Origin of the sequence: Salinimicrobium sp. TH3 (genome assembly GCF_026676115.1) — a bacterium.
Taxonomy (GTDB): Bacteria; Bacteroidota; Bacteroidia; order Flavobacteriales; family Flavobacteriaceae; genus Salinimicrobium.
Genome location: NZ_JAPONB010000001.1, coordinates 709,765 through 736,190, shown reverse-complemented (window position 1 = coordinate 736,190; position 26,426 = coordinate 709,765). Strand labels below are relative to the sequence as shown.

Annotated in this window: 17 protein-coding genes; 13 read left to right on the top strand and 4 right to left on the bottom strand. The window is 40.6% G+C overall.

Annotated elements, in window-relative coordinates; genetic code table 11:
* On the top strand, nucleotides 1-5,588 hold a 5,588-nt coding region (locus tag OU683_RS03125), incomplete at its 5' end, for a DUF8693 domain-containing protein (RefSeq protein ID WP_268135032.1).
* Between the two features lie 49 nt (nucleotides 5,589-5,637).
* Here the strand turns inward: OU683_RS03125 and rsmG are convergent.
* Nucleotides 5,638-6,267, bottom strand: a complete 630-nt coding sequence (rsmG, locus tag OU683_RS03120; RefSeq protein WP_268135030.1) for a 16S rRNA (guanine(527)-N(7))-methyltransferase RsmG — start codon at nucleotides 6,265-6,267, stop codon at nucleotides 5,638-5,640.
* A 110-nt stretch (nucleotides 6,268-6,377) separates the two neighbouring features.
* Here rsmG and OU683_RS03115 point away from each other — a divergent pair, with 110 nt between their 5' ends.
* Both OU683_RS03115 and OU683_RS03110 read left to right on the top strand, forming a co-directional pair.
* Nucleotides 6,378-7,478, top strand: a complete 1,101-nt coding sequence (locus OU683_RS03115) for a fatty acid desaturase family protein (protein WP_268135028.1) — start codon at nucleotides 6,378-6,380, stop codon at nucleotides 7,476-7,478.
* Nucleotides 7,479-7,495: 17 nt separating this feature from the next.
* Nucleotides 7,496-8,686 (top strand): pyridoxal phosphate-dependent aminotransferase, encoded by a 1,191-nt coding sequence (locus tag OU683_RS03110; protein ID WP_268135026.1) that lies wholly within the window; start codon nucleotides 7,496-7,498, stop codon nucleotides 8,684-8,686.
* A gap of 223 nt (nucleotides 8,687-8,909) precedes the next feature.
* On the opposite strand, the gene OU683_RS03105 is transcribed toward OU683_RS03110, so the two are convergent.
* Nucleotides 8,910-10,406, bottom strand: a complete 1,497-nt coding sequence (locus OU683_RS03105; RefSeq protein WP_268135024.1) for a TrkH family potassium uptake protein — start codon at nucleotides 10,404-10,406, stop codon at nucleotides 8,910-8,912.
* Nucleotides 10,406-11,755, bottom strand: coding sequence for a Trk system potassium transporter TrkA (trkA, locus tag OU683_RS03100; protein WP_268135022.1), 1,350 nt, complete (start codon nucleotides 11,753-11,755; stop codon nucleotides 10,406-10,408). Before trkA ends, OU683_RS03105 begins: the two co-directional genes overlap by 1 nt.
* A 133-nt stretch (nucleotides 11,756-11,888) precedes the next feature.
* Here trkA and ubiE point away from each other — a divergent pair, with 133 nt between their 5' ends.
* Both ubiE and porT read left to right on the top strand, forming a co-directional pair.
* Nucleotides 11,889-12,617 (top strand): bifunctional demethylmenaquinone methyltransferase/2-methoxy-6-polyprenyl-1,4-benzoquinol methylase UbiE, encoded by a 729-nt coding sequence (gene ubiE / locus OU683_RS03095; protein ID WP_268135020.1) that lies wholly within the window; start codon nucleotides 11,889-11,891, stop codon nucleotides 12,615-12,617.
* A 4-nt stretch (nucleotides 12,618-12,621) separates the two neighbouring features.
* Entirely contained in the window at nucleotides 12,622-13,329 is a 708-nt protein-coding gene (gene porT, locus OU683_RS03090) for a type IX secretion/gliding motility protein PorT/SprT (RefSeq protein ID WP_268135018.1), read from the top strand.
* On the opposite strand, the gene OU683_RS03085 is transcribed toward porT, so the two are convergent.
* A complete protein-coding gene (locus OU683_RS03085; protein WP_268135016.1) occupies nucleotides 13,316-14,059 on the bottom strand; it encodes a TrmH family RNA methyltransferase in 744 nt (247 codons plus the stop codon). The two genes, porT and OU683_RS03085, sit on opposite strands and share 14 nt — an antisense overlap.
* Nucleotides 14,060-14,096: 37 nt before the next feature.
* On the opposite strand from OU683_RS03085, the gene tamL reads away from it, so the two are divergent.
* The 8 genes from tamL (at nucleotide 14,097) to OU683_RS03045 (ending at nucleotide 26,209) form a co-directional block, all read left to right on the top strand.
* Nucleotides 14,097-16,661 (top strand): translocation and assembly module lipoprotein TamL, encoded by a 2,565-nt coding sequence (gene tamL / locus OU683_RS03080; RefSeq protein ID WP_268135014.1) that lies wholly within the window; start codon nucleotides 14,097-14,099, stop codon nucleotides 16,659-16,661.
* A gap of 43 nt (nucleotides 16,662-16,704) precedes the next feature.
* Nucleotides 16,705-17,772 carry a class II fructose-bisphosphate aldolase gene (gene fbaA, locus OU683_RS03075; RefSeq protein ID WP_268135012.1) on the top strand — a complete coding sequence of 356 codons (1,068 nt, stop codon included), beginning with the start codon at nucleotides 16,705-16,707 and terminating at the stop codon, nucleotides 17,770-17,772.
* A gap of 63 nt (nucleotides 17,773-17,835) precedes the next feature.
* On the top strand, nucleotides 17,836-18,693 hold the full coding sequence (accD, locus tag OU683_RS03070) for an acetyl-CoA carboxylase, carboxyltransferase subunit beta (protein ID WP_268135010.1): 858 nt from the start codon (nucleotides 17,836-17,838) through the stop codon (nucleotides 18,691-18,693).
* A 126-nt stretch (nucleotides 18,694-18,819) separates the two neighbouring features.
* Nucleotides 18,820-19,089: a 30S ribosomal protein S15 gene (gene rpsO / locus OU683_RS03065; protein ID WP_228912558.1), complete on the top strand. Its 270-nt coding sequence runs from the start codon at nucleotides 18,820-18,822 to the stop codon at nucleotides 19,087-19,089.
* Nucleotides 19,090-19,398: 309 nt separating this feature from the next.
* A complete protein-coding gene (locus tag OU683_RS03060) occupies nucleotides 19,399-21,636 on the top strand; it encodes a polyribonucleotide nucleotidyltransferase (RefSeq protein WP_268135006.1) in 2,238 nt (745 codons plus the stop codon).
* Nucleotides 21,637-21,805: 169 nt separating this feature from the next.
* Nucleotides 21,806-24,148 (top strand): TonB-dependent receptor, encoded by a 2,343-nt coding sequence (locus tag OU683_RS03055; RefSeq protein ID WP_268135004.1) that lies wholly within the window; start codon nucleotides 21,806-21,808, stop codon nucleotides 24,146-24,148.
* A gap of 47 nt (nucleotides 24,149-24,195) precedes the next feature.
* Nucleotides 24,196-25,266 (top strand): PepSY-associated TM helix domain-containing protein, encoded by a 1,071-nt coding sequence (locus OU683_RS03050; RefSeq protein WP_268135002.1) that lies wholly within the window; start codon nucleotides 24,196-24,198, stop codon nucleotides 25,264-25,266.
* 79 nt (nucleotides 25,267-25,345) lie between these two features.
* Complete coding sequence (locus tag OU683_RS03045; RefSeq protein ID WP_029035204.1) at nucleotides 25,346-26,209, top strand: sigma-70 family RNA polymerase sigma factor; 864 nt, start codon at nucleotides 25,346-25,348, stop codon at nucleotides 26,207-26,209.
* Nucleotides 26,210-26,426 lie beyond the last annotated feature (217 nt).

Here is a 26,426-nt window from a genome sequence, read left to right as displayed (position 1 = left end):
ATGTTACTCAAACAATAACTGTCGACGACACCACAGATCCTACTGCCAGTAATCCTGCAGGCATAAATGTGCAGTGCTCGGCTGATATTCCTAACCCAGACATTTCAGTAGTTACAGACGAAGCGGATAACTGTACTGCAAATCCTACCGTGACTTTCGTTTCTGATTCAAGCAATGGACAATCCAATCCAGAAGTCATTACAAGAACCTATAGCGTCAAAGATCAGGCAGGAAATTCAATTGATGTTGTCCAAACTATAACTGTTGACGACAATATAAAACCTGTCATAACTGCTGGTGCAGATATCACTATTTCTAACATAACCGGCCAATGCTATGCAGGAGTTTCCGGAGTACAAGCTACTGCTACAGATAATTGTAGTGTTGGAAATCCTGTTGGAGTGAGAAGTGATGGCCAGCCTCTAAACGCCACATATCCCGTAGGCATAACTACAGTTGAGTGGACAGTAAGCGACGCTGCTGGAAATGCTGCAGATCCTGTTGTTCAAACAATCACTGTAGAAGATAACGAAGCTCCCAATGTTCCCCAGCTAGAGGATATCCTTTGGGGGTGTGAATATACAGTTGAGGCTCCTACGACCATTGACAACTGTGATAACCAGATAACTGCAACTACTACGCAGTCGACCACCTTTACAACATCCGGAGAAATCACCTGGATTTTTACAGATATGGCAGGAAACAAAACAGAGGTTGCACAAAGTGTTACAATTGACCCGGTAAAAATTGAACCTTTAAATGTCACCCATGTTTTGTGTAACGGAAATGCAACCGGGGCTATAACTGTAGAAGCTTCAGGAGGAGTTGCTCCCTTCAGTTATGACTGGGGAAGTTTAGGTGCCGGAGACACTAAAACGGATCTTCCTGCAGGAAATTATTCTGTAAGGGCATCTGATGCCAACGGCTGTGAAACTGAAACAATAGAAATTACCATAACCGAACCAGATGCTTTTGTTGAAATTGTAAACCCGAAAACCACTTCTGGCTGTTTTGGGGAAAACAATGGCACTGCCTACGCAGAAGCAATTGGAGGAACACCCGGTTACACCTTTAGATGGAGTAACGGACAAACAACTCAAACGGCTACAGGACTTTCACCGGGCACTCATACTTTAACAGTAACAGACGCCAATGGTTGTGTAGCGGAAAGAAATGTAACAGTGTCCCAACCGACCGAACTCAATATTAATGGATTTCTCACCACTGAAACCACTTCTTATGGTTCAGCCACAGGTACTGCAACGGTTCAAATCATTGGAGGAACACCAAATTATACATATCAATGGAATGATTCCAACAATCAAACCGGCCAAACAGCAACTAATCTTTTGGCAGGGACATATTCAGTTACTGTTACCGATGCTAACGGATGTTCCGCCACGGGTACAGTGGAAGTAGTGGATGCACTATTTGCAAATATAATTCCTGTCTCTATTTGTGAAGATGATAATACTATCCGTACCTCATATTTTGAAGTAGAAGGGAAAAATGCCATAGGAGGTACTGCCCCCTATACCTATAGCTGGGAGTTCGGAGAAAACGCTAACCCGGCCACAGCTACTGGACCTGGAACTCACAGAGTTACCTACGGAAACATTGGGGACAAACTTATTACCTTAAAAGTAAAAGATGCCAAAGGAAGAGAATTTCAGCAATCTTTAATTCAGTATGTTGGAGGATGTTTTTCTGACGATTGTGGTTCAAGTGATCTCGGCTTGGACAGCTATTTTATTGGAGGAGCAGAAATTGACAACAATGGAAATCCCGAGAAAATAACTTCTGAAAATTGCACTACTATTGGTCAAAAGTATATTTACATTAATTTCCCTACCGAACCTCAACGTTATAGTCTTCAAATTGAACTGATTTATTCGGTAGAGAACATACAAACCAATACAATTACAAATTACAGAGTTAAGGATTGTTTCTATGATGAGGAATATATTCCCGATGTCGCTCAAACATTTGCCATAGACTATAATTGCGGAGACATTGTCAAAGTTGAAGGAATTTATCTGACCTTTCAGGTTAATAAAAACCGGAAATGTGGAACAACCCAGGGAATTGGTAATAATCCGAAATGTTACTCTACAAATAATGAAGCAACAGTTACTTCTCCTTTGTTTGGAGTAGCATTTCCAAATGCTCTTCTATGTTATGGGGGAGAGAATGGAATTATTAATTCGAGAGCTTCAGGAGGAACCGGTAATTATACATATAAACTTATTTCGGCTGTTAATGGTAACACGATAAAACAATTTCAAGATTCCAGTACTTTTACTGAACTTCTTGCCGGTAGATATAAAGTGGTTATATCTGACGGTGAGACCATTTATACCACAACAGAAATTGAAATTCTTCAGCCGCAGGATCCGCTTGAAATTGATTTGTACTCATCCACTAATGTAACATGTTTCGGTGGAACGGATGGATCTGCGACAGTAATAGCCACAGGAGGAACAGAGGCTTCTACAAATGAAAAATATATTTATGTTTGGGATAATGGACAAACTACATCTACCGCAACTAATTTAGAAGCAGGAGATCATGTAGTTACTGTAAGGGACGCAAATGGCTGTGAAGAATCTCTAACGGTTACCATCACTCAACCTGCAGAACTAATTGCCAACGCAGGACCCGATCAGATTTTGGAATGTGGAAACTTCAGAACTTATCTGGCCGCAGTCTTTAATCCTGAAGTTGCAGAAGGAGAACCGACTCCCGTAGGATCCTGGACCATTGTAAACGGTCCATCTGGTGGTGAAATTACTGATGTAAATAACCCTCATTCGGCCTTTTCGGGAAGCACAGGAACTTATACACTCAGATGGTCTGTTCCTTGCGGCACATCAGATGATGTTAAAATTTCTTTTACAAACTGTAGCACTCTGGACTTTGATGGTGTGAATGACCATGTAGTAATTGGGGACAAATTTAATTTACCTTCCTCTTTTACAATAGAATCATGGGTAAAACAGGATGCAAATAAAACTGCGGGTAAAAAGACAGTGTTCTCAAAAAGGGATAATTCTTCAATTAATTCAGGAGGATTTGACCTCATTGTGGAAAACGATATCCCGAAATTCCGCTGGAACGGAAATTCTATTTCTTCCCAACATCCCATTGGAACCGACAGGTGGTACCACATTGCAGTAATAACAGGAGGTGATAATGAAGGCCTATATGTTGATGGAATAAAGGTGGCATCAGGCATCCCTGGTACTCCATCGGCATCCACCTTCCCATTTATTATTGGCGCTGCCTATAATTCGGCAAATGCACAGCCCGAAAATTACTTTCATGGATGGATAGAGGAAGTAAGAATTTGGAAAAAAGCGCTGACTAAAGATCAGGTTCGATTCCTTATGAACCAGAGACTAAAGGTTGGAAGCATTCCTTTGGAGGGTACTGCTTTGCCACTGGCAGCTCCAGGGACCTTGAATTATACACAGGATATCCTCGCTTATTATCCTCTTATTACAAGTGAAATAACTAACGGAACCACCAAAGACAAAGGTCCGGGTGCATATGATGGGAAAATGGTAAATATTACCACCCTTCAGCAAAACACCGCACCCCTACCCTATCTTTCAGCAAGAAACGGCGTATGGACTGCAGATGACACCTGGTTAAGACCTGCTGTTTGGGACTACCCTAATAGTACAGGAATTGATGGAGATACCTTTATAGACTGGAATATCGTGGTAACCAATCACAATATAACTTCACATGCTAAAGACATAACGGTTTTAGGTCTGCGATCTGAAGCAGGAAGATTGACGATAGCCAATCCTTCAGGTCCTCAAAATGAATCGAATTCGGGTCAGAGTCTTACCGTTACTCATTACCTCAAATTGAATGGAGTAATTGACCTGGTTGGAGAATCTCAGCTGCTCCAAACAGAGGGAAGTATCCTAGCTTCTTCAAGTTCAGGATATCTCGAAAGAGATCAACAGGGAACGGCAAGTAGTTTCACCTATAACTATTGGACCTCCCCTGTAAGTGCCGGGCTTAATTCTAATTTCACTGTAAAAGGCACAATGAAGGACGGTACCATTACCACTTTTAGAGACCTTACCTTCGGCAGTCAATACCACTTTGCCGATGGACCTTTTACCAATCCGCGTAGAGTAAGCAATTACTGGTTGCATAAATTCAATGGAACTGCAGGTAAATATTCTTCCTGGCAACATGTTGGCAGCACTGGTAGTCTGGCAGTTGGCGAAGGTTATAGCATGAAAGGAACATCAGGTCATGCGAGCAATGATGCACTTCAAAATTATACTTTTGTTGGCCTTCCAAATAATGGAACGATTGAACTTCAAATCAATGAGACTTCAGAAGGAGAGAACTATTTAATAGGTAACCCTTATCCTTCGTCCATTGATGCCGATACTTTTATTACTGACAACATAGTTTCGGGTAACAACGCCAGCAGCTCCTTTAATGGAACCCTTTATTTTTGGGATCACTTCGCCAAAACAGATCATTATCTCCAGCATTACATTGGCGGATATGCAGTTTATAATCTCTCTGGTTCCATTGAACCTGCTTCGTCAGTGGACAGTCGCATTGATAATAGCGACCCCTCCAGGACAGGAAGTGCCCGGCCAGGAGATTATATTCCTGTAGGACAAGGATTTTTTATAAATACAGTAATAGAAAATAATGGAGACGAAATTATTTCCACAGGCGGAGACAAAATTACTTTCAGTAATCAACAGCGCATTTATAAAAGAGAAGGAATTGATCAAACTGACGGAAGGGATGACGTTGTTTTCTTTTCTGCTAACAAGAAGACATTAAATAGTTCTTCCTCTACTAAAAATAAAGAAGAACAGCAGAGAAAGATCTGGATCAAATTTCAATCTCCAGCAGAATATCACAGACAAATTCTGGTTACTGCCGATAGCCGTTCCACTGAAGGGTTTGATCTTGGTTTTGATGCTCCACTTATCGATAACATTTCCGAAGATATGTATTGGCTTATGGGAGATTCTAAACTTGTTATTCAGGGGGTGCCCGATTTTAATTCAGATCGTATTCTACCACTAGGAATTAAAACAGCCGAAGGCGGCAAATTCATAATACGTATTGACGACCTTGAAAATATCGATGGGGATTTCAAGATTTTTGTGAAGGATATTAAGGAGGATACTTATCATAACCTACAGGAATCGGTTTTTACTGCAAAGGTAGAAAAAGGTGATATCCATGACCGTTATGCCATTGTGTTTAGCAATAACGAAGAACCTGTAGATCCAGGAGCTGGTGATGGGGACGGAGATGTTGTAATTGAAGAGCCAGAAGAGCCTTTACCCATCCCTCCCGGTTTTGATTTGCAGTACTCCTCGAAGAACAAAGAAATAGTGCTAAGGAATCCGGAGTTAGTACCTGTAAAAAATATAATCCTATACAATTCTTTTGGACAGGAAATTCATTCTTATAACAATTCAGAAGTTAAAGCTGTAACCGAACTTCCCGTTTCAGTCACAAGTAAGGGCATGTATTTCCTAAGGGTGACTACAGAAGAATCAACATTAACAATGAAGTTTCTGGTAGACTAAAAAAACGGTCACGAATAAGCAGGCTCAAAAATGCCATTTTTGAGCCTGCTTATTTTTTATATTTCAGCGGTAAATAGACCACCTTCTTGGTTTCATAAAATTCCTCTTCAAAGAAATCCTGCAGATCATAAATTACAGCCGTTCTGTAATCAGCAAGCTCTTCAGAAAGATCACCTCCTTTCAGGTAAAGAATTCCATTTTTCAGTTCGTGCCTGCTTTCTTTAGCTATTTTCCCTTTTATCCAGTGCATAAATGTTGGCATCACAGCCACAGCACGGCTCACGATAAAATCGTAATGCCCGGGAACCTCTTCCACTCTGGCATTCGTGGTATGAACATTTTTTAAACCAAGTCCTTCAACCACTTCATTAACCACCTTGATCTTTTTGCCAATGCTGTCCACCAGGTGAAAATTTGTCTCAGGGTATAGAATCGCTAAGGGAATTCCCGGAAAACCTCCACCGGTACCTACATCAAGGATGGAAGCTCCGGGCAGGAAGTTTTGCACTTTTGCTATACCAAGGGAATGGAGCACATGGCGCAGGTACAGCTCATCAATATCCTTTCTGGAAACTACATTTATTTTCAAATTCCAATCGTGGTACAATTCCTGCAGTTTAAAAAACTTATTCTTCTGATCTTCTGATAGATTGGGAAAATATTTTTCGACTAGCTCCAAACTTCTTATTTTTCAGCAAAAGTAATTAATTTAAAACAGTTATTTGTGAGCAGGTATACTCACAAAGAATAATAATCTTATACCTTTGTCATTTACATATATATTTTTTAATGAATACACCTACAGTACGATTTTCCCGGACAGATTCAGCAAAATTCTTCCGAACCCTTAATAGCAGGGTAAACGCTTATTTTAAAGAGAACAACCTTTCAAAAACCGGAAATTGGAAGCTTCACCTTAAAGCTATCGTCATGTTTTCCCTTTTCTTAACCCCATATTTTCTTATTCTTACTCTTGATATCTCCCAGTGGTGGATGTTACTACTAACGGTAGTGATGGGAGTTGGGATGGCTGGGGTAGGAATGAATATCATGCACGATGGGAATCACGGTTCCTACTCCTCCAAAAAATGGGTCAATAATCTCATGGGCGGCACCATATATGTCCTCGCAGGAAATGTTTACAACTGGCAGGTACAGCACAATGTGCTGCATCACACTTACACCAATATTCACGGCCACGATGAAGATCTCGATGCCGGAAGGATTATTCGCTTCAGTAAACATTCAAAATGGCAAAGCTTCCACAGGTTTCAGCAGTATTACTCCATATTTTTGTACGGACTCCTTACTTTTAACTGGGCTCTTACTACCGATTTTAAACAGACTAAAAATTATTTATCAAGACAGCTCTCCTATGGCAAAATGCCCAATCCGGTGAAGCAATGGAGTATATTGGCCGTTACTAAATTAATTTATGTGTCCATCTGGATCGTTATTCCTATGTTGATCCTTTCGATCGCCTGGTGGAAGATTCTCATAGGCTTCTTTATTATGCATTACACTGCAGGTCTCATTCTTAGTGTGGTATTCCAACTTGCCCACGTAGTTGAAAAGACAGATATGCCTTTGCCAGATGATACAGGTTCCATGAAAAACACCTGGGCAATCCATCAACTGTTTACTACTGTTAACTTCGCAACCAGGAACAGAATTATTAACTGGTTTACCGGCGGGCTGAACCACCAGGTAGAACATCATATTTTTCCAAATATAAGCCACATTCATTACAATAAGCTGTCGAAAATTGTGAAGGAAACAGCAAAAGAATGTGAGCTTCCGTATAACGAGTACAAAACAACCAGAGCTGCAATTGCCGCACATTTCCGTCACCTGAAGGAAATGGGAATGAAGCCCGCAGTTTCAGCATAAAAATCAACCTCTTTCGCATGTACCAATTATCTGACCGCATTAACAACATGTCCACCTCTCAAACCCTGGCCATGGCAGCCAAGACCAGAGAGTTAAAGGCAGAAGGAAAAGACATTATAGGCCTAAGCCTGGGAGAACCCGATTTTAATACTCCCGATTTTATAAAGGAAGCCGCAATACAGGCTATTAATGATAATTATAACTCCTATACTCCGGTTGACGGTTACGTGGAACTTAAGGATGCTATTATCAACAAATTCAAGAGAGATAACGGCTTAACTTACGACAGGTCTCAAATAGTTGTTTCTACAGGGGCAAAGCAGTCCTTGGCCAATGTGGCCATGGTCATGCTTAATCCCGGCGATGAGGTGATCCTCCCCTGCCCATATTGGGTAAGTTATGCCGAAATTGTAAAGCTGGCTGAAGGAGTTCCGGTAGAAGTACCTACTTCAGTAGAATCAGATTTTAAAATGACACCTCAACAGTTGGAAGCTGCTATTACTCCTAAGACTAAGATGCTTTGGTACAGCTCTCCTTCCAATCCAAGCGGAATGGTATATAGCAAAGATGAACTCCGGGCTTTGGCAGATGTTCTGGTAAAACATCCAAATATCATTGTTGTGAGTGATGAGATCTACGAGCATATTAATTTTGTGGGAGAACATGCTTCCATGGCTCAGTTCGAAGACATGTATGACCGCGTTGTTACGGTTAATGGTGTGTCAAAAGCTTTTGCAATGACAGGGTGGAGAATTGGTTATATAGGTGCTCCTGCAGAAATTGCAAGGGCATGTAACAAAATGCAGGGCCAAATCACCAGCGGAGCCAACTGTATTGCTCAACGAGCCGTTATTACTGCTTTGGAAGCTCCTGTGAGCAAGATCCAGTATATGATCGACAGGTTTAAAAGTCGCAGAAAATTGATCATTGACCTGCTTTCAGATATTCCCGGCTTTACAATTACAGAGCCCGAAGGTGCATTTTATGTATTTCCCGATGTCTCCTATTTCTTCGGAAAAACCCTCAATGACTATGAAATAAAAGATGCGACAGATTTTTCTATGTTCCTTCTGGAAAGGGCTCTAGTGGCTACGGTTACAGGAGATGCCTTCGGAAGCCCAAATTGTATAAGACTTTCCTATGCTGCCAGTGAAACTGAAATAGAAGAAGCAATGAAGCGCATCAAAAATGCCCTTTCTGAAGCATAATTGATTAAAAAAAATTTATGGAAAATCCCTACTTAAGAAGTGGGGATTTTTTTTATAACAAAATCACCTTATTATAAATCCTGTAAATATCACTTTTAAAAAGTTTTTTGGGCCTTCGGGAAATGACTATCCAGACAACCATTTACCCTCCAGACCTCTCACTAAAATCGGGTAAAATCAACCTGAAAACTAAACCCTGGGCACTGATCACTGATCACTAAAATTACCTGTTTCTCCAGAAGAAAGGTGTGAGTAAAATAAGTACCGTAAACAGTTCAAGCCTTCCTATCAACATGAGAAAAGCACACCACCATTTACCCTGCGGAGGTAAGGAATCAAAATTATTTACAGGACCGAGATCCCCAAAAGCGGGACCAATATTTCCTAAGGAAGAAGCTGCTCCCCCAATGGCAGTTTCAAAATCCAGCCCCATTGCGGCCAGAACAACAGCTCCAATAATAAAAGATAGCATGTAAAGAATGAAGAAGCCCAAAATATTAAATACGATTTTTTTACTAATGCTTTTGCCATTGTAATGAACAGGCAGTACCGCATTAGGGTGCAGGGTTCTCTTAAACTCAATAAGTCCATTCCTAATCATGATCACATGTCGCATCACCTTCACACCCCCCGCTGTAGAACCCGCTGATCCTCCCAGGAAGAACATTCCGAAGAAAAAGACGGTTAGGAAAGTGGTCCACATGGTGTAATCTGCGGTTACAAATCCTGTAGTTGTGACGATTGCAAGAACCTGAAACAAGGCATGCCTAAAGGCACTCTCAAATTCACCAAGGACCATTGGATGTTCCACCGATGAAATTGAAGGATCGGCTTTAAAAAAGATAATAAGGGCAGCGATTATTGTGAAACCCAGCACAAAATAAGAATACCATTTAAATTCTTCATCCCGAAAGACTTTCCCAAAATTACCTTTGAACCCAAAATAGCTAATCACAAAATTCGTCCCTGCGAGGAACATGAAGAGGCTAACAATGTATTGCACCAGAGGGTTATCATTCCAGTATGCAAGACTTGCATTTTTGGTTGAAAATCCACCTGTAGACAATGTGCTCAAAGAATGGTTTACAGCATCAAAGAGCCCCATCCCGGCAATGTAAAGGAGAACAGTTTCAGCTAAGGTAAGCCCAACATATATGAACCAGAGTCTTTTTGCAGTATCTGTGATTCTAGGCTTGAGCTTATCGGCACTTGGGCCGGGAGCTTCCGCAGCAAATAACTGCATCCCTCCAATTCCCAGGAGCGGCAGGATAGCAATAGCCAAAACAATAATTCCCATCCCCCCTATCCAGTGCGTGAGACTCCGCCAGAAAAGCAAACCTTCGGGAACAGATTCAATATCGTTAAGAATGGACGCTCCCGTCGTGGTATAACCAGACATAGTCTCAAAAAAGGCATTTGTAAAGGAGGGTATCCCGCCACTCAGCACGTAAGGCAAAGTTCCGCTAAGCGCCATGAAGATCCAGCCAAGAGTCACAATTAAGTAACCATCTCTTTTTTTGACTTCCCGGGTATGTCCCCGGGTAAGCAACATGGCTAGGCCTCCTACGCCCATAGTTAAAAGAGCTGCTATAAAGATTTCCAGGGCAACTCCATCTTCATAATAAAAACTCACTCCCGAGGCAGTAAGCATAAAGCCCCCGTTACAAACCAGGAGCACACCCATAATATGAGTAATAATAGGCTTATTAAGTCTTGGCATTACAAGAAAAGTTTTTCAACCTTTTGGATGGCATGAGGTAAGCAACAAATTACAATTCGGTCCCCGGGTAGAATTTTAAAGTTCCCCAGTGCAATTACTCCAATTCCATCCCTTATCACTCCTCCAATAATTGCCGATCTTGGAAAATCAAGGTCAACAATCTTTTTGTTGGAGACTTTTGAGGTTGGCTTTACTATAAATTCAAGAAGCTCGGCATCCATATTGCTAAGTCGCGTCATGGCTACAACCTCTCCTTTTCTAATATATCGAAAAATATTACTGGCTGCCAAAAGCTTTTTATTTATCAGGGTATCAATACCTATAGAATGGCTTAGCTGGAAGTAATCCATATTTTCAACCAAAGCTATTGTTCGCTTTACATTTTTTGACTTAGCCACCAGGCACGTCATAATATTTGTTTCAGAATTTCCTGTTACTGCGATAAATGCATCCATATCCTGAATACTTTCTTCTTCAAGTAATTCAACATTACGCCCATCTCCATGTATGATCAATGCCTTTGGAAGTTCATCGGCAAGATCAAAAGCTGTGTCCTTATCACTCTCTATGAGTTTAACGTTCATCTTCTTTTTACACAGGTCCATTGAAGCTTTACGGCCAATTTTACTTCCCCCCAGGATCATGACATTTTTCATGTTCTGTCGTTTTTTCCCGGTAAGTTTGTAGAGATCATTTACTCCTCCCTTTGTAGTAACAAAATAGACCTGGTCTCCTTCTCTAAATGTCGTGTTACCACGAGGAATGTGTGTTTCAATAGTATCCCTCCTACGCAGGGCAATAGGCATAAAATGAATTCCCGGAAATATATTGGCAGTCTCCTTCACCGATTTTCCTATAAAAGCGGCACTTTCCGGCAGGGTGAGTCCAACCATGGTTAGAGCTCCGTCTTCAAATTCGTAGCTGTCGTTAAAAGCAGACTGGTTAAGCAATAGTTCTATTTCCTTTACAGCCAGAGCTTCGGGAGAAATTAGCTCATCAATTCCAAATTGAGTAAACCCAATTTCCTCTTTATTTTCCAGGAACTCCTGATTGGCGATCCTGGCAATGGTACGTTTAGCACCCATTTGCTTCGCAAGAACACAAACAGTGATATTGGTAGTTTCGCTGCTTGTAACCCCTATAAGCAGGTCCACATCTTTGACTTGTGCATCCTTAAGGACAGAAATTGATGTGGCATCCCCCCTAAGAGTACGAATATCGAGATGAGCATCGGCATAAATAAGATTTTCACGATTAACATCGATAAGAGTGATGTCCTGTGACTCATATGATAACAATTTCGCTAAATGGAATCCTACCTCACCGGCACCGGCAATGATTATTTTCATAAGGAACGAATAAGTTCAAGAGGCACAAAGCTAAGGTATTTCACTCAACCAAAATAAAATACCACTCAAGTATTTGGTTTACAGCCTCAGCATTTGGTAGATAAACTCGTATCTTTGGCGAAAATTTTTCCGAATGAGCAAGAATGTGACACCATATAAAGATTCCAATCTCAACAAAAAGAAACAGGTAGAGCAAATGTTTGATACCATCTCTACAAACTATGATGGTCTCAACAGGGTGATCTCTTTTGGAATTGATGTAAAGTGGCGCAAAAAGGTAATCGAAATGGTTTCTGCAACCAATCCCGAATCTGTACTAGACATTGCTACAGGGACCGGGGATCTTGCAATAAGCCTTGCAAAAACCGGCGCTAAAAGAATTGTAGGTCTTGATCTTTCTGAAGGAATGCTAGCTGTGGGAAGGGAAAAGATAGCAGACGAGAAGCTAACAGGAAAAATTGAAATGATACAGGGAGATTCTGAAGCCCTGCCCTTTGAAGATAACAGCTTTGATGCAATAACAGTCGCCTTTGGAGTAAGGAACTTTGAAAATCTTGAAAAAGGCTTATCCGAAATTTTTCGGGTTCTGAAAAAAGGAGGAATATTTGTCATTTTAGAGACCTCTGTTCCTACTAAATTCCCATTTAAACAGGGATATAATTTTTATACGAAGAACTTACTTCCTTTAATAGGAAAAATGTTTTCCAAAGACAAGGTAGCCTACAGCTACCTGAGTGAAAGTGCTGCAGCTTTCCCTTATGGTGAAAAACTCAACAATATTTTGAGAGAAACCGGGTTTATAGATGTACGGCATCATCCCCAAACTATGGGAGTGGCGACAATTTATTCGGCATCAAAATAAGCTTATGAAGAAGTATTTAATCCTGGCCCTTATTGTATTTGGCGCTTTGCCTGCCCGCGCACAGATCTTTTCGGGAGAAGACGTTATCAATAACCCCAATTTTGATAAGCAGCGTTTCTCCTATGGATATTTCCTGGGGTTCAACACCTATGATTTTGATTTTGATTATAAAAATTATATAGAAGGTGCCTCTCTTGGAAAAGATTATTCTGTTGACAGGACTATAGGTTTTAATGTGGGTTTGATTGGAAATATGAGGCTAAGCGACCATCTTGACTTACGTCTCGAGCCGGGAGTTTCTTTTAATAGAATCAACTTCCAATTAACAAAAGCAGATGCGGGAACTTTTAGAGAAATTAATTCCACCTTTGTTCATATTCCGCTTTTGCTGAAGTTCTCTACAACCCGAATCAACAACTTCAAACCTTTTGTGGTAGGAGGAGTTTCTACATCAATTAACCTGTCCAGCAACGAAAATAATCCAGAAGACAACGAGGATGGACAATTTCGAATGACCACCAATAATTTTTACTATGAAATAGGTTTGGGAATTGATCTTTACCTTTATTATTTCAAATTCACTCCTTCCATTAGAGGTGTTTTTGCCATAAATGATGAATTGGTAAGAGATGACAACCCCAACAGTTTATACACCCGTAACGTAGAAAAAATGTCTTCGCGAGCTATCTTTATCAACTTTACTTTCCAGTAATTTTTCTTCGGCTGAATTCACTTAAAAAGATCGCAGCCGCTGTGGCGACGTTAAGGCTTTCTGTTTTCTGAGAATTTCCGAACTTCGGAATAAGAAGTTTTTTGGAAATAAGCTGTTCAACTTGTGAAGAGATACCATTGGCTTCGTTGCCCAAAACAATGATTCCTTCAGGAGACAGAGTTTGGGTATAAACATTTTCACCTTCCAAAAATGTGCCGTAGACCGGAGTTTTTTCCTTAGCTATAGTCAGATACTCGGTGATACCAAGGTAATGGATCTTCACCCTTGAAATTGAACCCATTGTAGCCTGTACCACTTTAGGATTGTAGCAATCAACAGTGCCCGGGGAACAAATTAAATCTTCAACTCCAAACCAGTCGCACAAGCGAATTATTGTTCCCAAATTTCCTGGATCCTGCACTTCATCCAGCACCACCTGCAAACCATTTATTTTAGGTTGCGTTACTTCAGGCATATGAAAAATAGCCAATGCAGTTTGGGGAGTATGCAGGTTGCTAATCTTTTTTAGATCGGTTTCAGAAATAAGATTGATCTTTTCTTCCGAAGCATTGAAAATATCTTCAACAGTATAAAGAGAATGAAGCTCAAGAGAAGAATCAAGAAGCTCAAAAATGCCTTTTTTCCCCTCTATTAAAAACAGACGATGTTGGTTCCTAAACTTTTTTTGGAACAGGCTTTTTATAAGTTTAATTTGGCTTTTGCTAAACATACCAAAGTTGTATTTTTGAGCACATTAAATAGGCTACTTGAGACAATTCCAGGCAAAAATATCATTAATTCTTTTAATTGCTTTATTTCTTTCTTCCTGTAACGCTGTAAAAAGAGTTGAAGATGGACAAAGACTATTAACAAAGAACACCATTTATGTAGACGGAGAGGAAATCTCAACAAACACCATATATGATCAGCTCTACCAGGAACCGAATAAAACCTTTTTGGGCCTTCCCATACAGCTGTATCTCTACAACTTAGCTAATCCCAATCCCGATACCACCTATTTGAATTGGCTTCAGAAAAAACCTAAACGAGCAGAAAGATTAGCTGATATTCTTTCAGAAAAACAGGTAGTGAGGCTTGGAAATATATACGTCAACATAAATGAATGGATCAAAAATGTTGGAGAACCACCTGCAGTTGTGAGTGAAGGCCTTACTCAAAGATCGGCAGAAAGACTAAAGGCCTGGTACTGGAACAATGGCTGGTTCAATGCAGAGACAGGTTATGAGATCATTCCCACCAAAGAAAAACGAGCGAAAGTTAAATATTTCGTCACTCCAAATGAACCTTACATTGTTGACTCTATCACCCCAAGAATCGCTTCTATTGTAGCAGATTCCATTTATGAGGCTCACAAGCAGAATTCACTTATAGTTCCCGGGATGCAATATGAAACACAGGATTATGGTGCCGAAAGAGAAAGATTAACCGGACTTTACCGCAATAATGGGTTATACCACTTCGAGCAGGAGTCCATTAGCTTTGAAGCAGACACAATTAATACAGATCATAAGGTTAATACGGCACTAATAATTCAAAATAGAGAAGCGACGGTTGACGGCGTGCAGACCAGGATCCCTTACAAAGTTCATAAAATAAGCACTGTCAATATTTTTCCCGATTACAGGTATGAAAACCGAAATGAACCTATAACAGACACTGCCTCGAATGAAGGCTACAACCTGTATAGTTTTGACGAATTGCAATTTAAACCTGGCGCTCTTACCAATGCGATATTTATTACACCGGGTACTATATATTCAGATGCAAACAGAACGCTCACCTACAATCGCCTTAACCAGCTAAGGACCTTTAGGTATCCAAATATCCAGTACATGGAAGACCCTTCAGATACCACAGGAAATGCTCTTATTGCAAATATCTTTCTTACACCCCGTCAAAAGTATTCCCTTGGTTTCGAGTTTGACATTTCCCAAAGTAATATTCAGAAAATAGGAATTGGTTTTGGAGGTTCTCTCTTAATCCGGAATGTTTTTAGAGGCGCCGAAATTTTGGAGATTGCCGGCCGCGGAAGTATTGGTTCTTCAAAAGATGCCGCAAATGATGCCGATCGCTTTTTTGATATTACCGAAGTTGGTGTAGACGTAGATCTCACGCTCCCCCGCATCTTGTTCCCAATTGCGACAGAAAGGTTTATTCCCAAATATATGTATCCTTTTACTACTCTGGGAATAGGTGCCAGTACCCAAACCAACATTGGTCTGGACAAGCAAAGTCTTACCGCCGTAATGAATTATCGCTGGATGCCCAATGACAACCTCACACACCTAATGGATCTGGTGAATGTGCAGTATGTGCGTAACCTCAATGTAGATAATTATTTTAATGTTTACCGCAACTCCTATCTTGAACTTAATGAAATAGCTACTTCTGAAGATATTAGTGCCTCGGAACAATTTTACACCACAAATGAACAGAGTGAACGATTTCTTTCAATTCCTGAAGGAGCCGATGGATTTCTTCGTGCTGCCCGGTTGGGAGAGGTGGATGGACTATCCGTAAATCAAGACGAGATCCTGAACGATCTTAGGGAAAGAAAAAACCGGCTTACCGAAGACAATCTCATTTACGCCACGAATTTCTCATACATCCTTAATAAAAAGGAAAATATTTATGATGAAGATTTTTCCCGGCTCCGGGTAAAACTGGAAGCCGCTGGTAACATCTTGTCTGTAGCTTCAAAACTGGCGGGATTAGACAAAGATGAATCTGGCAGGTACAGCATCTTCGGAGTTAATTTCTCTCAATATGTGAAAACCGAAATTGATTATATCAAACACTGGGATCTTGGCGGGGAAAATGTTTTTGCTATTCGTACTTTTGGCGGAATTGCTGTTCCTTATGGAAATTCTAACAGTATTCCTTTTATAAGATCTTTTTTCGCCGGTGGGCCCAACGACAACCGTGCCTGGCAACCTTATTCCCTGGGACCTGGAAGCAGCGGTGGTCGCAATGAGTTCAACGAAGCCAACTTAAAGATCGCCCTAAGTGCCGAATACCGCTTTAACTTTTTTGGAAATCTCAATGGAGCTATTTTTGCCGATGCAGGAAATATCTGGAATGTTTTTGACGTGGTAGAAGAGGAAGCCTCTACCTTTACAAGCCTTTCCGATCTTGAAGAACTTGCTTTGGGAACAGGTGTAGGTTTCCGATATGACTTTGACTTTTTTGTCCTCAGGTTTGATGTTGGATTTAAAACATACAATCCTGCCCTTGAACCCGGAAACAGGTGGTTTAGTGGTTACAATCTTTCCAAAGCTGTATTCAATGTAGGCATCAATTATCCTTTTTAACCCGACTATTTTTCTTATTTTTGTTAACCTAAAAATAATACTTATGAGTCATAATATTAAACCCGGCGTTGCCACCGGCCAGGAGGTTCAGGAAATTTTTAAATATGCCAAGAAAAAGAATTTCGCTCTTCCCGCTGTCAATGTAATAGGTTCAAGCACTATTAATGCTGTACTTGAAACCGCAGCCGAATTAAATTCCCCCGTTATCATACAATTCTCCAATGGAGGAGCACAATTTAATGCAGGAAAAGGTCTTTCCAACAAAGATGAAAAAGCAGCTATAGCAGGAGCTATTGCCGGCGCAAAACATGTTCATGAACTGGCAGAAGCTTATGGTGCAACGGTTATTCTTCACACAGACCATTGCGCAAAAAAATTAACCGGATGGGTTGATGGAATGCTTGATGCAAGTGAAAAGCACTATGAACAATTTGGAAAGCCACTTTATAGCTCTCACATGCTGGATCTTTCTGAAGAGCCACTTGAAGAAAACATCCAGACCTGTAAGAAGTACCTGGAAAGAATGAGCAAAATGGGTATGACCCTTGAAATTGAATTGGGAGTGACCGGTGGTGAAGAAGACGGAGTGGACAATACAGATGTGGATTCCTCTAAACTTTACACTCAGCCCGACGAAGTAGCTTATGCTTATGAAGAATTGAGCAAAGTTAGTGACCAGTTCACCATTGCTGCAGCTTTTGGAAATGTTCACGGAGTGTACAAACCAGGAAACGTAAAGTTAACCCCGGTAATTCTTAAAAATTCTCAGGATTTTATTTCTGAAAAATACGGCGTAGAAGAAAACTCTATTGATTTCGTTTTTCATGGTGGAAGTGGATCTACAGTTGAAGAAATTAGAGAAGCAATTGGTTACGGTGTGATCAAGATGAACATCGATACCGATCTTCAATATGCTTATATGGAAGGCATTCGTGATTATATGAACGAAAAAGGAGAATACCTTAAAGCACAGATTGGAAATCCCGAAGGTGCAGATTCTCCAAACAAAAAACATTACGACCCAAGAAAATGGGTTCGTGAAGGAGAATTGACTTTCAAGAAGCGTTTAAAAAAGGCTTTTGAAGACCTTAATAATATCAATACCCTGTAATTAAATTAATTGGAGATATGGCCTGGAAATTTCCCGGGCCATATCTTTTTAATCTCATTCACCATGGCTTGGTTTAGAAGAACACAAAAGGGAATACAAACTGCAACCGAAGATAAAAAGGATGTTCCAAAAGGTTTATGGTATAAATCCCCTACCGGAAAGATCGTAGATGCAGAGCAACTGGAAAAGAATTTCTATGTTAGCCCAGAAGACGGTTATCACGTAAGAATTGGCAGCAACGAATATTTCAAGATCCTTTTTGATGATAATAAATATACAGAACTGGATAAGAACCTCTCCTCTCGCGATCCTTTAGATTTTGAGGATACGAAAAAATACACCGACAGGCTTGTAGCTGCACAGGAAAAGACCGGTTTGAAAGATGCGGTTAGAACCGCGGTTGGAAAATCAAAGGGAAAAGACCTGGTGGTAGCTTGTATGGATTTTGCCTTTATTGGGGGTTCCATGGGATCTGTAGTAGGAGAAAAAATTTCCCGCGCAGCAGATCATGCACTGGAAAATAAAATTCCGCTTATGGTGATCTCGAAATCGGGAGGAGCACGAATGATGGAAGCAGCTTATTCTCTTATGCAGCTGGCTAAAACTTCGGCCAAACTCGCACAACTGGCAGATGCTAAAATTCCTTATATCTCTCTTTGTACAGATCCTACAACAGGTGGTACCACGGCTTCTTTTGCAATGTTAGGAGATATCAACATCGCAGAACCAGGTGCACTAATAGGCTTTGCAGGCCCAAGGGTTGTAAAGGATACAACCGGAAAAGATCTTCCGGAAGATTTTCAGACGTCTGAGTTCCTTCTGGAACATGGCTTTCTTGACTTTATCACAAAAAGATCTGAACTAAAGAACAAGGTTAATCAATACCTTGACCTTATTCAAAATAAACCAATTAGAGCTTAAAAAAACCATTTCTGACTGATCTTCAGAAAAGTAAAAATTTAGACAGCTAGTATTTTAGAATATATTATATTTGCGCCCTGGCAGAAATACTGTCAATACATAAAAATCATTAAAATTAATATTGGAATGTATTTAACTAAAGACGCAAAAGAAGAACTTTTTGCAAAACACGGTAAAGGAAAGAACGACACAGGTTCTGCCGAAGGGCAAATCGCCCTGTTCACTCACCGTATTGAACATTTGACTCAGCACTTAAAAAACAATCGTCAGGATTTTAATACAGAGCGGTCTCTTGTAATGTTAGTAGGTAAGAGAAGAAGCCTGCTTGATTATTTAATGAAGAAAGATATCTTAAGATATCGTGCGATCGTTAAAGAATTAGGATTAAGAAAATAATTAAAAGGGGCTCTTGCGGCCCCTTTTTTTATACCATTTCTTCTTTAAAAGTGGTTTTTATAAAAAATTAGTGCGGGTTTTTCTTTTCCTTTAAAAAATCTACGTAATTTTTTACCTGAAAAAATTCAGTAATAAAAGCTCATTTTTGACACCTGTAGTTTTTCTGACTTAGCAGGTGAGAAAACAAAAGGTAGTTTTTCATTGGTCTTCACAACCCACAACAACAACACAACCCGTCCCGTTTAGACTCAACGGGAGACCATTGTTTAACAAACCTGCAAATGAGCAGGAGTAGAATTAAAAAAATTTATGATTCCAAAGACATTTAAAGAGGTCATCGAACTTGGAGATGGAAGAACCATTTCTCTCGAGACCGGAAAATTAGCAAAACAGGCCCATGGTTCTGTTGTAGTGCAAATGGGAGACGCAATGTTACTTTGTACTGTCGTTTCAAACTACAACAAAAGCACGGCAGACTTTTTCCCCTTAACAGTAGATTACCGGGAAAAATTTGCAGCTGCAGGTAGATATCCAGGTGGATTCTTCAAAAGAGAAGCTCGTCCAAGCGACGGGGAAGTACTTGTAATGAGAATAGTTGACCGCGTATTGCGCCCACTTTTCCCTTCAGATTACCGATATGAAACTCAGGTGATGATTCAGTTGATGTCTCATGACGAGGAAGTAATGCCCGATGCACTTGCAGGTTTGGCAGCTTCAGCAGCTATCCAGCTTTCAGATATTCCTTTTGAGACCACAATTTCAGAAGCACGTGTGGGAAGGATCAATGGCGAGTTCGTGATCAACCCAAGCCGCAGCCAACTGGCAGAATCTGATATTGATATGATCATTGGTGCCTCTGCCGATTCTGTAATGATGGTAGAAGGTGAGATGAAAGAAATTAGCGAAGAAGAAATGGCAGAAGCCATTAAATTCGCTCATGAAGCCATCAAAAAACAAATTGAAGCACAAAATAATCTTGCCGATGCCTTCGGAAGAAAACCGGTGAGAGAATATGCTGTTTCAGAATCTGATGAAGATCTTTACGCCAAAGTTCGTGAGACTGCGTACCAAAAGGTGTATGACATTGCTAAAGGTGCTCACAGTAAACACGAACGTAGCGATGCATTTTCAGCAGTAAAAGATGAGGTATATGCTTTGTTTTCTGAAGAGGAACTCGAAGAGAAAAAAGACCTAATCAAAAAGTACTACAATAAAGTTGAAAAAGAAGCAGTAAGAGAATTGACTCTTGCTGAAGGTTTACGCCTTGACGGAAGAAAGACAGATGAGATTCGCCCTATCTGGTGTGAGATCGATTACCTTCCTTCTGTTCATGGATCGGCATTATTTACAAGAGGTGAAACCCAGGCGCTTGCTACAGTGACCCTTGGAACTTCAAGAGAAGCAAATATGATAGACATGCCTACTCACCAGGGTGAGGAGACTTTCTATTTACACTATAATTTCCCTCCTTTTAGTACAGGAGAGGCCTACCCTATTCGCGGTACTTCCCGTAGAGAGATTGGTCATGGAAACCTTGCTCAAAGAGCATTAAAAGGAATGATTCCTGAAGACTGCCCGTACACTGTAAGAGTTGTTTCTGAAGTATTGGAATCAAATGGATCTTCTTCTATGGCGACGGTTTGTGCCGGAACTATGGCAATGATGGATGCAGGTATCCAAATGAAGAAACCGGTTTCGGGTATTGCAATGGGATTAATTTCTGACGGAGAACGTTTTGCTGTGCTTTCAGACATCCTTGGAGATGAAGATCACCTGGGGGATATGGACTTTAAAGTAACCGGAACGGCCGATGGTATCACCGCCTGCCAAATGGATATTAAAGTAAAAGGTCTTGCATACGAAATTCTTGTAAAAGCTTTAAAGCAAGCAAGAGCAGGAAGACTTCATATTCTTGATAAACTGACTGAAACAATTGCAGAACCAAAAGCATCTGTAAAAGCTCACGCTCCAAAGATGGAGAAAGTGGAGATCCCCGGAGAGTTCATTGGCGCTGTTATTGGGCCTGGTGGAAAAGTGATCCAGGAAATGCAGAAGGAAACAGGTACTACCATTGTTATCGAAGAAGTCGAAGAAATGGGAGTTATCGAGATCCTTGGGGTAAACCAGGAGATGATCGACGAAGTGAAAAAGAGAATTAAAGCTATTACTTTTAAACCTGAAGTTGGAAAGGTGTACGAAGTGAAAGTAGTTAAGATGCTTGATTTTGGAGCCGTGGTTGAGTATACCCAGGCTAAAGGAAATGAAGTTCTTCTTCACGTATCTGAACTTGCTTGGGAACGCACCGAGAATGTATCTGATGTTGTGAACATGGGAGATGTTTTTGAGGTGAAATACCTGGGAATTGATCCAAAGACCAGAAAGCCTAAGGTTTCCAGGAAAGCACTTCTTGAAAAACCTGAAGGATACCAGTCAAGACCACCACGTGACAGAGATAATAATCGTGACAGTGGTAGACGCGACAACCGCGATAACCGTGGCCGTGATGACCGTCCCAGAGGAAACAGAGACAGAAATGACAGGAATTAATTCCTGAAATTTTAATAAATTTAAATACCCTGCCCTCCGGCAGGGTATTTTTTTGCTTGAACCTCAATGATTTAAGCACTTCCGGTGATTTTTACTATTACTTTCTTTGTTTTTATTTAGAATGAATCTACATTTGTTATTATTTTAAATTAATCTAAATAAACATCAAATGAGAATTCTTTACCTTCTGTGTTTTATAGTTACCGGTATGATGGCACAGGCTCAAAATGCCACCCTGAGCGGGAAAATCACCGGCCCTCAAAATCAAGAAGTTCCCTACGCCACCCTTAGTTTTCAAAAAATTGATCTCGTTGCCACTGCAGGAGCAAATGGCAACTACAAATTTGAATCTATAGCTCCCGGAGTGTACTTGCTAAATATTTCTTCCCCGGGGTTTAATGCCACCGTAAGAAAGGTGAAATTAGAAGCCGGAGAAAATAAAATCCTTAACGTCACACTTGAAGAAGAACTCAAAAACCTCGAAGAAATCGTTATTACTTCCAACCGAAGAATAGAGACCCTTGATGAAGTACCTTCTTCTGTTTCGGTTTTAAATTCCCGTGAAATAGAAAGATTAAATCTTACCAGCAACTCCATTGCCGATGTGATGAATGAAGTTCCCGGCCTGGCAATAAGTACCAGCCAAACCAGCAGCACCGGCCAAACCTTAAGAGGTCGAAAAATGCTTGTTCTTATTGATGGAATCCCCCAATCTACCCCTCTTAGAAATGGAAGCCGTGATGTTAACACAATAGATCCAAATGTCATTGAAAGGATCGAGATCATAAAAGGCGCTACTGCCATATATGGAAATGGAGCCGATGGTGGTATTATTAATTACATTACAAAAACTCCAAAAGCTTATGAAAAAATTGAGAGTACCACCGAACTTAGCAGCGGGATTTCTCTTGTGAATACCGAGCACACCCTTAGTTCTAAACTGTCTCAAACCTTCTCGGGTCAGGTGGGGGATCTTGGTTATGTGGCAAACGCCAGCTTCGGCCAAACCGGGATCTTTAGAGATGCCAACGGGGAAGTGGTCTCCCCTTCCTATGGTCTTGGAGAAACCAACCAATACAACTTCTTTGGAAAGCTTAATTATGAAATAGACCATAATAACTCTGTGGAATTCATGTACAATTACTTCAGCAGTAATCAGGATACAGAATACGTGAACCAGCCGGGAATTTATGGAGAGCGTCCTGCCATTGGAGTAATTGGTGAGGTATTGGGTGTTGACCAGGGAAACCGCTACAACCATAACGGCCAGTTCACTTACAATTCATATGATCTTATTGGAGATACCGATTTTAATGCAAATCTTTATTTTCAGGATTTCAAGACCGTTTATGGATATTCTCCATTCTTCTTTAACAGTGAAACAGGGTATGAAGGAGGACAATCCATGATCGAGTCTGATAAAAAGGGAATACGTGCGAATTTCAGGACTCCTTACGCTCTTGGTTCAAATCTTTCAGGTGACATTCTTTACGGGATCGATATTCTAAACGATATAACTTCTCAACACCTGGTTGATGGACGCCTTTGGGTACCGGAAGTTGATATGAAAAATTTTGCGCCTTATGCACAGGTTAAGACAGTTTACCAGGATTTTGTTCTTAAGGCCGGCATTAGGTTTGAGAATATCAATATCGACATTCCAGATTACACTACAATTTTTATTATGCCCAACGGCGGCACACCCCAGGGAAATGTTCCTGTTGAAGGAGGGGAATTAAAATATGACGCTACTACTTTTAATGCTGGTCTTCGTTATAATCAATGGGAGCTGTTCAAGCCTTTTGTAAGTTTCTCTCAAAGTTTTTCTATTGCCGATCTTGGCCGTACCCTTAGAAGTGCTACAGAAAATACAGTAGGACAAATTTCTTCGGAAGCAGTTATTGCCAATAACTACGAAATTGGATTTAACAGCAACATTGGAAATACTTCCCTTAGCGGAGCTTACTTTATAAGCACTTCTGAACTGGGAGCTACTTACCGGGAAGTGGATGGGATCTTCCAGATTGCCCGGCAGCCAGAAAAAGTATACGGATTTGAACTGGCTCTTGACACAAGACTATTGCAAAATCTCACTTTTGGAACCTCAGTTTCTTACATAGAAGGAAAACTGGATTCAGAAGATAGTGGAGATTATGACCTCTGGATGAACGGGGATAGGATTCCACCCGTCAAAGTGGCTTCTTATCTCAACTACAACATTTTCAACAAGATGAACCTTCGTCTGGCCCACATTTACAGCGGGAGCAGAAAGAAATTTGACCCACGACCAAACGGAACATATGTATATGGACAGGGACCGGTAGATTCTTTCAACCTGGTGAACCTAACCGCCAACTACCATATGACAGGAAATACACTTTTAAGTCTTGGAGTTCAAAACTTACTTAACGAAGACTATTATCTTCCAATCTCCCAGTGGGATGCAAGACCCGACAATTACATCAAAGGAAATGGTTCCAGGCTTAACCTTTCATTAAAGGTCAATTTATAACTAATAATAACCGGCAGCTATGATAATATCATAGCTGCCTCTTTTATATGAACAACAGGAAAATTCTTAAATATCATTCTCTTGCCGGCCTCATCGCCGGAATTTTTCTAGTGCTCATGGGCCTGTCGGGTGCTATTCTGGTTTTTCAGCATGACATAGAAGAGTATCAATGGAAGGAATATATTGAAGTAGAGAATTATTCGGGTCTCAATATTGACCGCGGAATTAAAGAGACCCAAAAAGAATATCCCGGTTGGGATACCCGTCTCATGCATTTTGAAGAGCAGGAAGCGTTAATTTTTAACCTTCGGAAGCCCACAGAAAGACTTTTTATTTTTGTTCATCCTTCAACAGGAGAAGTCATTAAAGAGATCAATGAACTCACTACTTTTACTCGCTGGCTGCTTAAGTTTCACTATTCTTTCCAGGTTGGACCGGCAGGCAGAATTTTGGTGTTCATCATAGGGATCATTTTTTTATTTTCTCTTTTGACCGGCATCTATCTTTACAGAAAAAGCGTTCTAAAAACTATAACGTGCAGTACCCGCCTTAATCTAAAGACAAGACGGACTCTCTATTCTTCACTGCACCGCATCGTTGGCACATGGGCCCTGCTCTTTAATCTGCTTCTGGTCGTAACCGGAATTTTTCTCGCCTGGACTGTAGCTGCCTCCGGATTAAATCCACCAGCTGCACCCCAAACTCCGGCTGTCAATGCACCGGTGGGAAAATTGTTAGCACAAATCTCTTCTGAATACCCAGATTTTACTCCTACTTACATCCGCCTGCCTCTTAAGCCCGATGCAGAATTATCTGTCTACGGCTTGTTTGATGACGATGCATTCTTTTATTCCGAATTTTACAACAGTATTAGAGCAGATCACCGGTCTGGAGAAATTACAGGAGTAACACGTGTCCAGGAAGCAGATCTTATTACCAAATTTTCCAGCTCCTTAATCCCCTTACATTTCGGCCAATACGGTGGCATCTGGACAAAAATACTCTACTGTTTGATTGGCCTATCCGGCCCCTTTCTCTCCATTACCGGCTTCCTCATTTGGTGGCAGGGAAAACCCGCAAAAAAGTTAAAACAGAAAAAAAAATTTCATTATCTTTAATTCTTGTAACATTTTGAACCCTTCTTACGTATAACTACTACAAGAGTTATTCATAATTAAAAATCCAAGGAGACGTTAGATGAGACAACTTAAAATTACGAAGCAGGTTACAAACCGTGAGACTGCTTCGCTGGATAAGTATTTGCAAGAAATTGGTAAAGTTGACCTGATCACCGCAGATGAAGAGGTGGAGTTGGCGCAACGAATTAAAGCGGGTGATGACCGTGCTCTCGAGAAATTAACCAAAGCGAACCTTCGTTTTGTGGTTTCTGTAGCGAAACAATATCAAAACCAGGGATTGACCCTTCCCGACCTTATAAACGAAGGAAATTTAGGATTAATTAAAGCTGCCAAACGATTTGATGAAACCCGTGGTTTCAAATTCATCTCCTATGCCGTTTGGTGGATTCGCCAGTCTATTCTTCAGGCATTGGCAGAACAATCACGTATTGTGCGTTTACCACTAAACAAGATTGGTTCTATAAACAAGATCAACAAAACTTTTGCTTTCCTTGAGCAGTCACATGAGCGTCCGCCAAGTGCCGAGGAGATAGCAAAAGAACTTGACATGACCATTAATGACGTAAAGGAGTCAATGAAAAACTCCGGCCGTCACGTATCCATGGATGCTCCACTTGTAGAAGGTGAAGATTCTAACCTGTATGACGTATTACGTTCAGGAGAATCTCCAAATCCAGATAGAGAACTTCTACATGAATCACTTCGAACAGAGATTGAGCGCGCCCTTGAAACATTAACTCCTCGTGAAGCAGATGTTATTCGTCTTTATTTTGGACTTGGAGACCAGCATCCAATGACTCTTGAAGAAATTGGCGAGACTTTTGATCTAACAAGAGAGAGAGTACGACAAATTAAAGAAAAAGCTATTAGAAGGTTGAAACACACCTCCAGAAGCAAGATCTTAAAAACATACCTGGGATAAGACCCGGTAAAGAAGCAACAGTTGATTACTGTTCGTTTTTTGATTGATTGATGAGAACCCCGGCTGATTACCGGGGTTCATCTTTTTGTACAAATTCCTATTTTAAAAACGACTATGACTATAAGAAAAATAACTTGGACTTGGGCCTCTTCGCTAGTCAATAATTGAATCATTAAATATAGAAAGCAGTAAAATATGTTCTAATATTTTTCCCTAT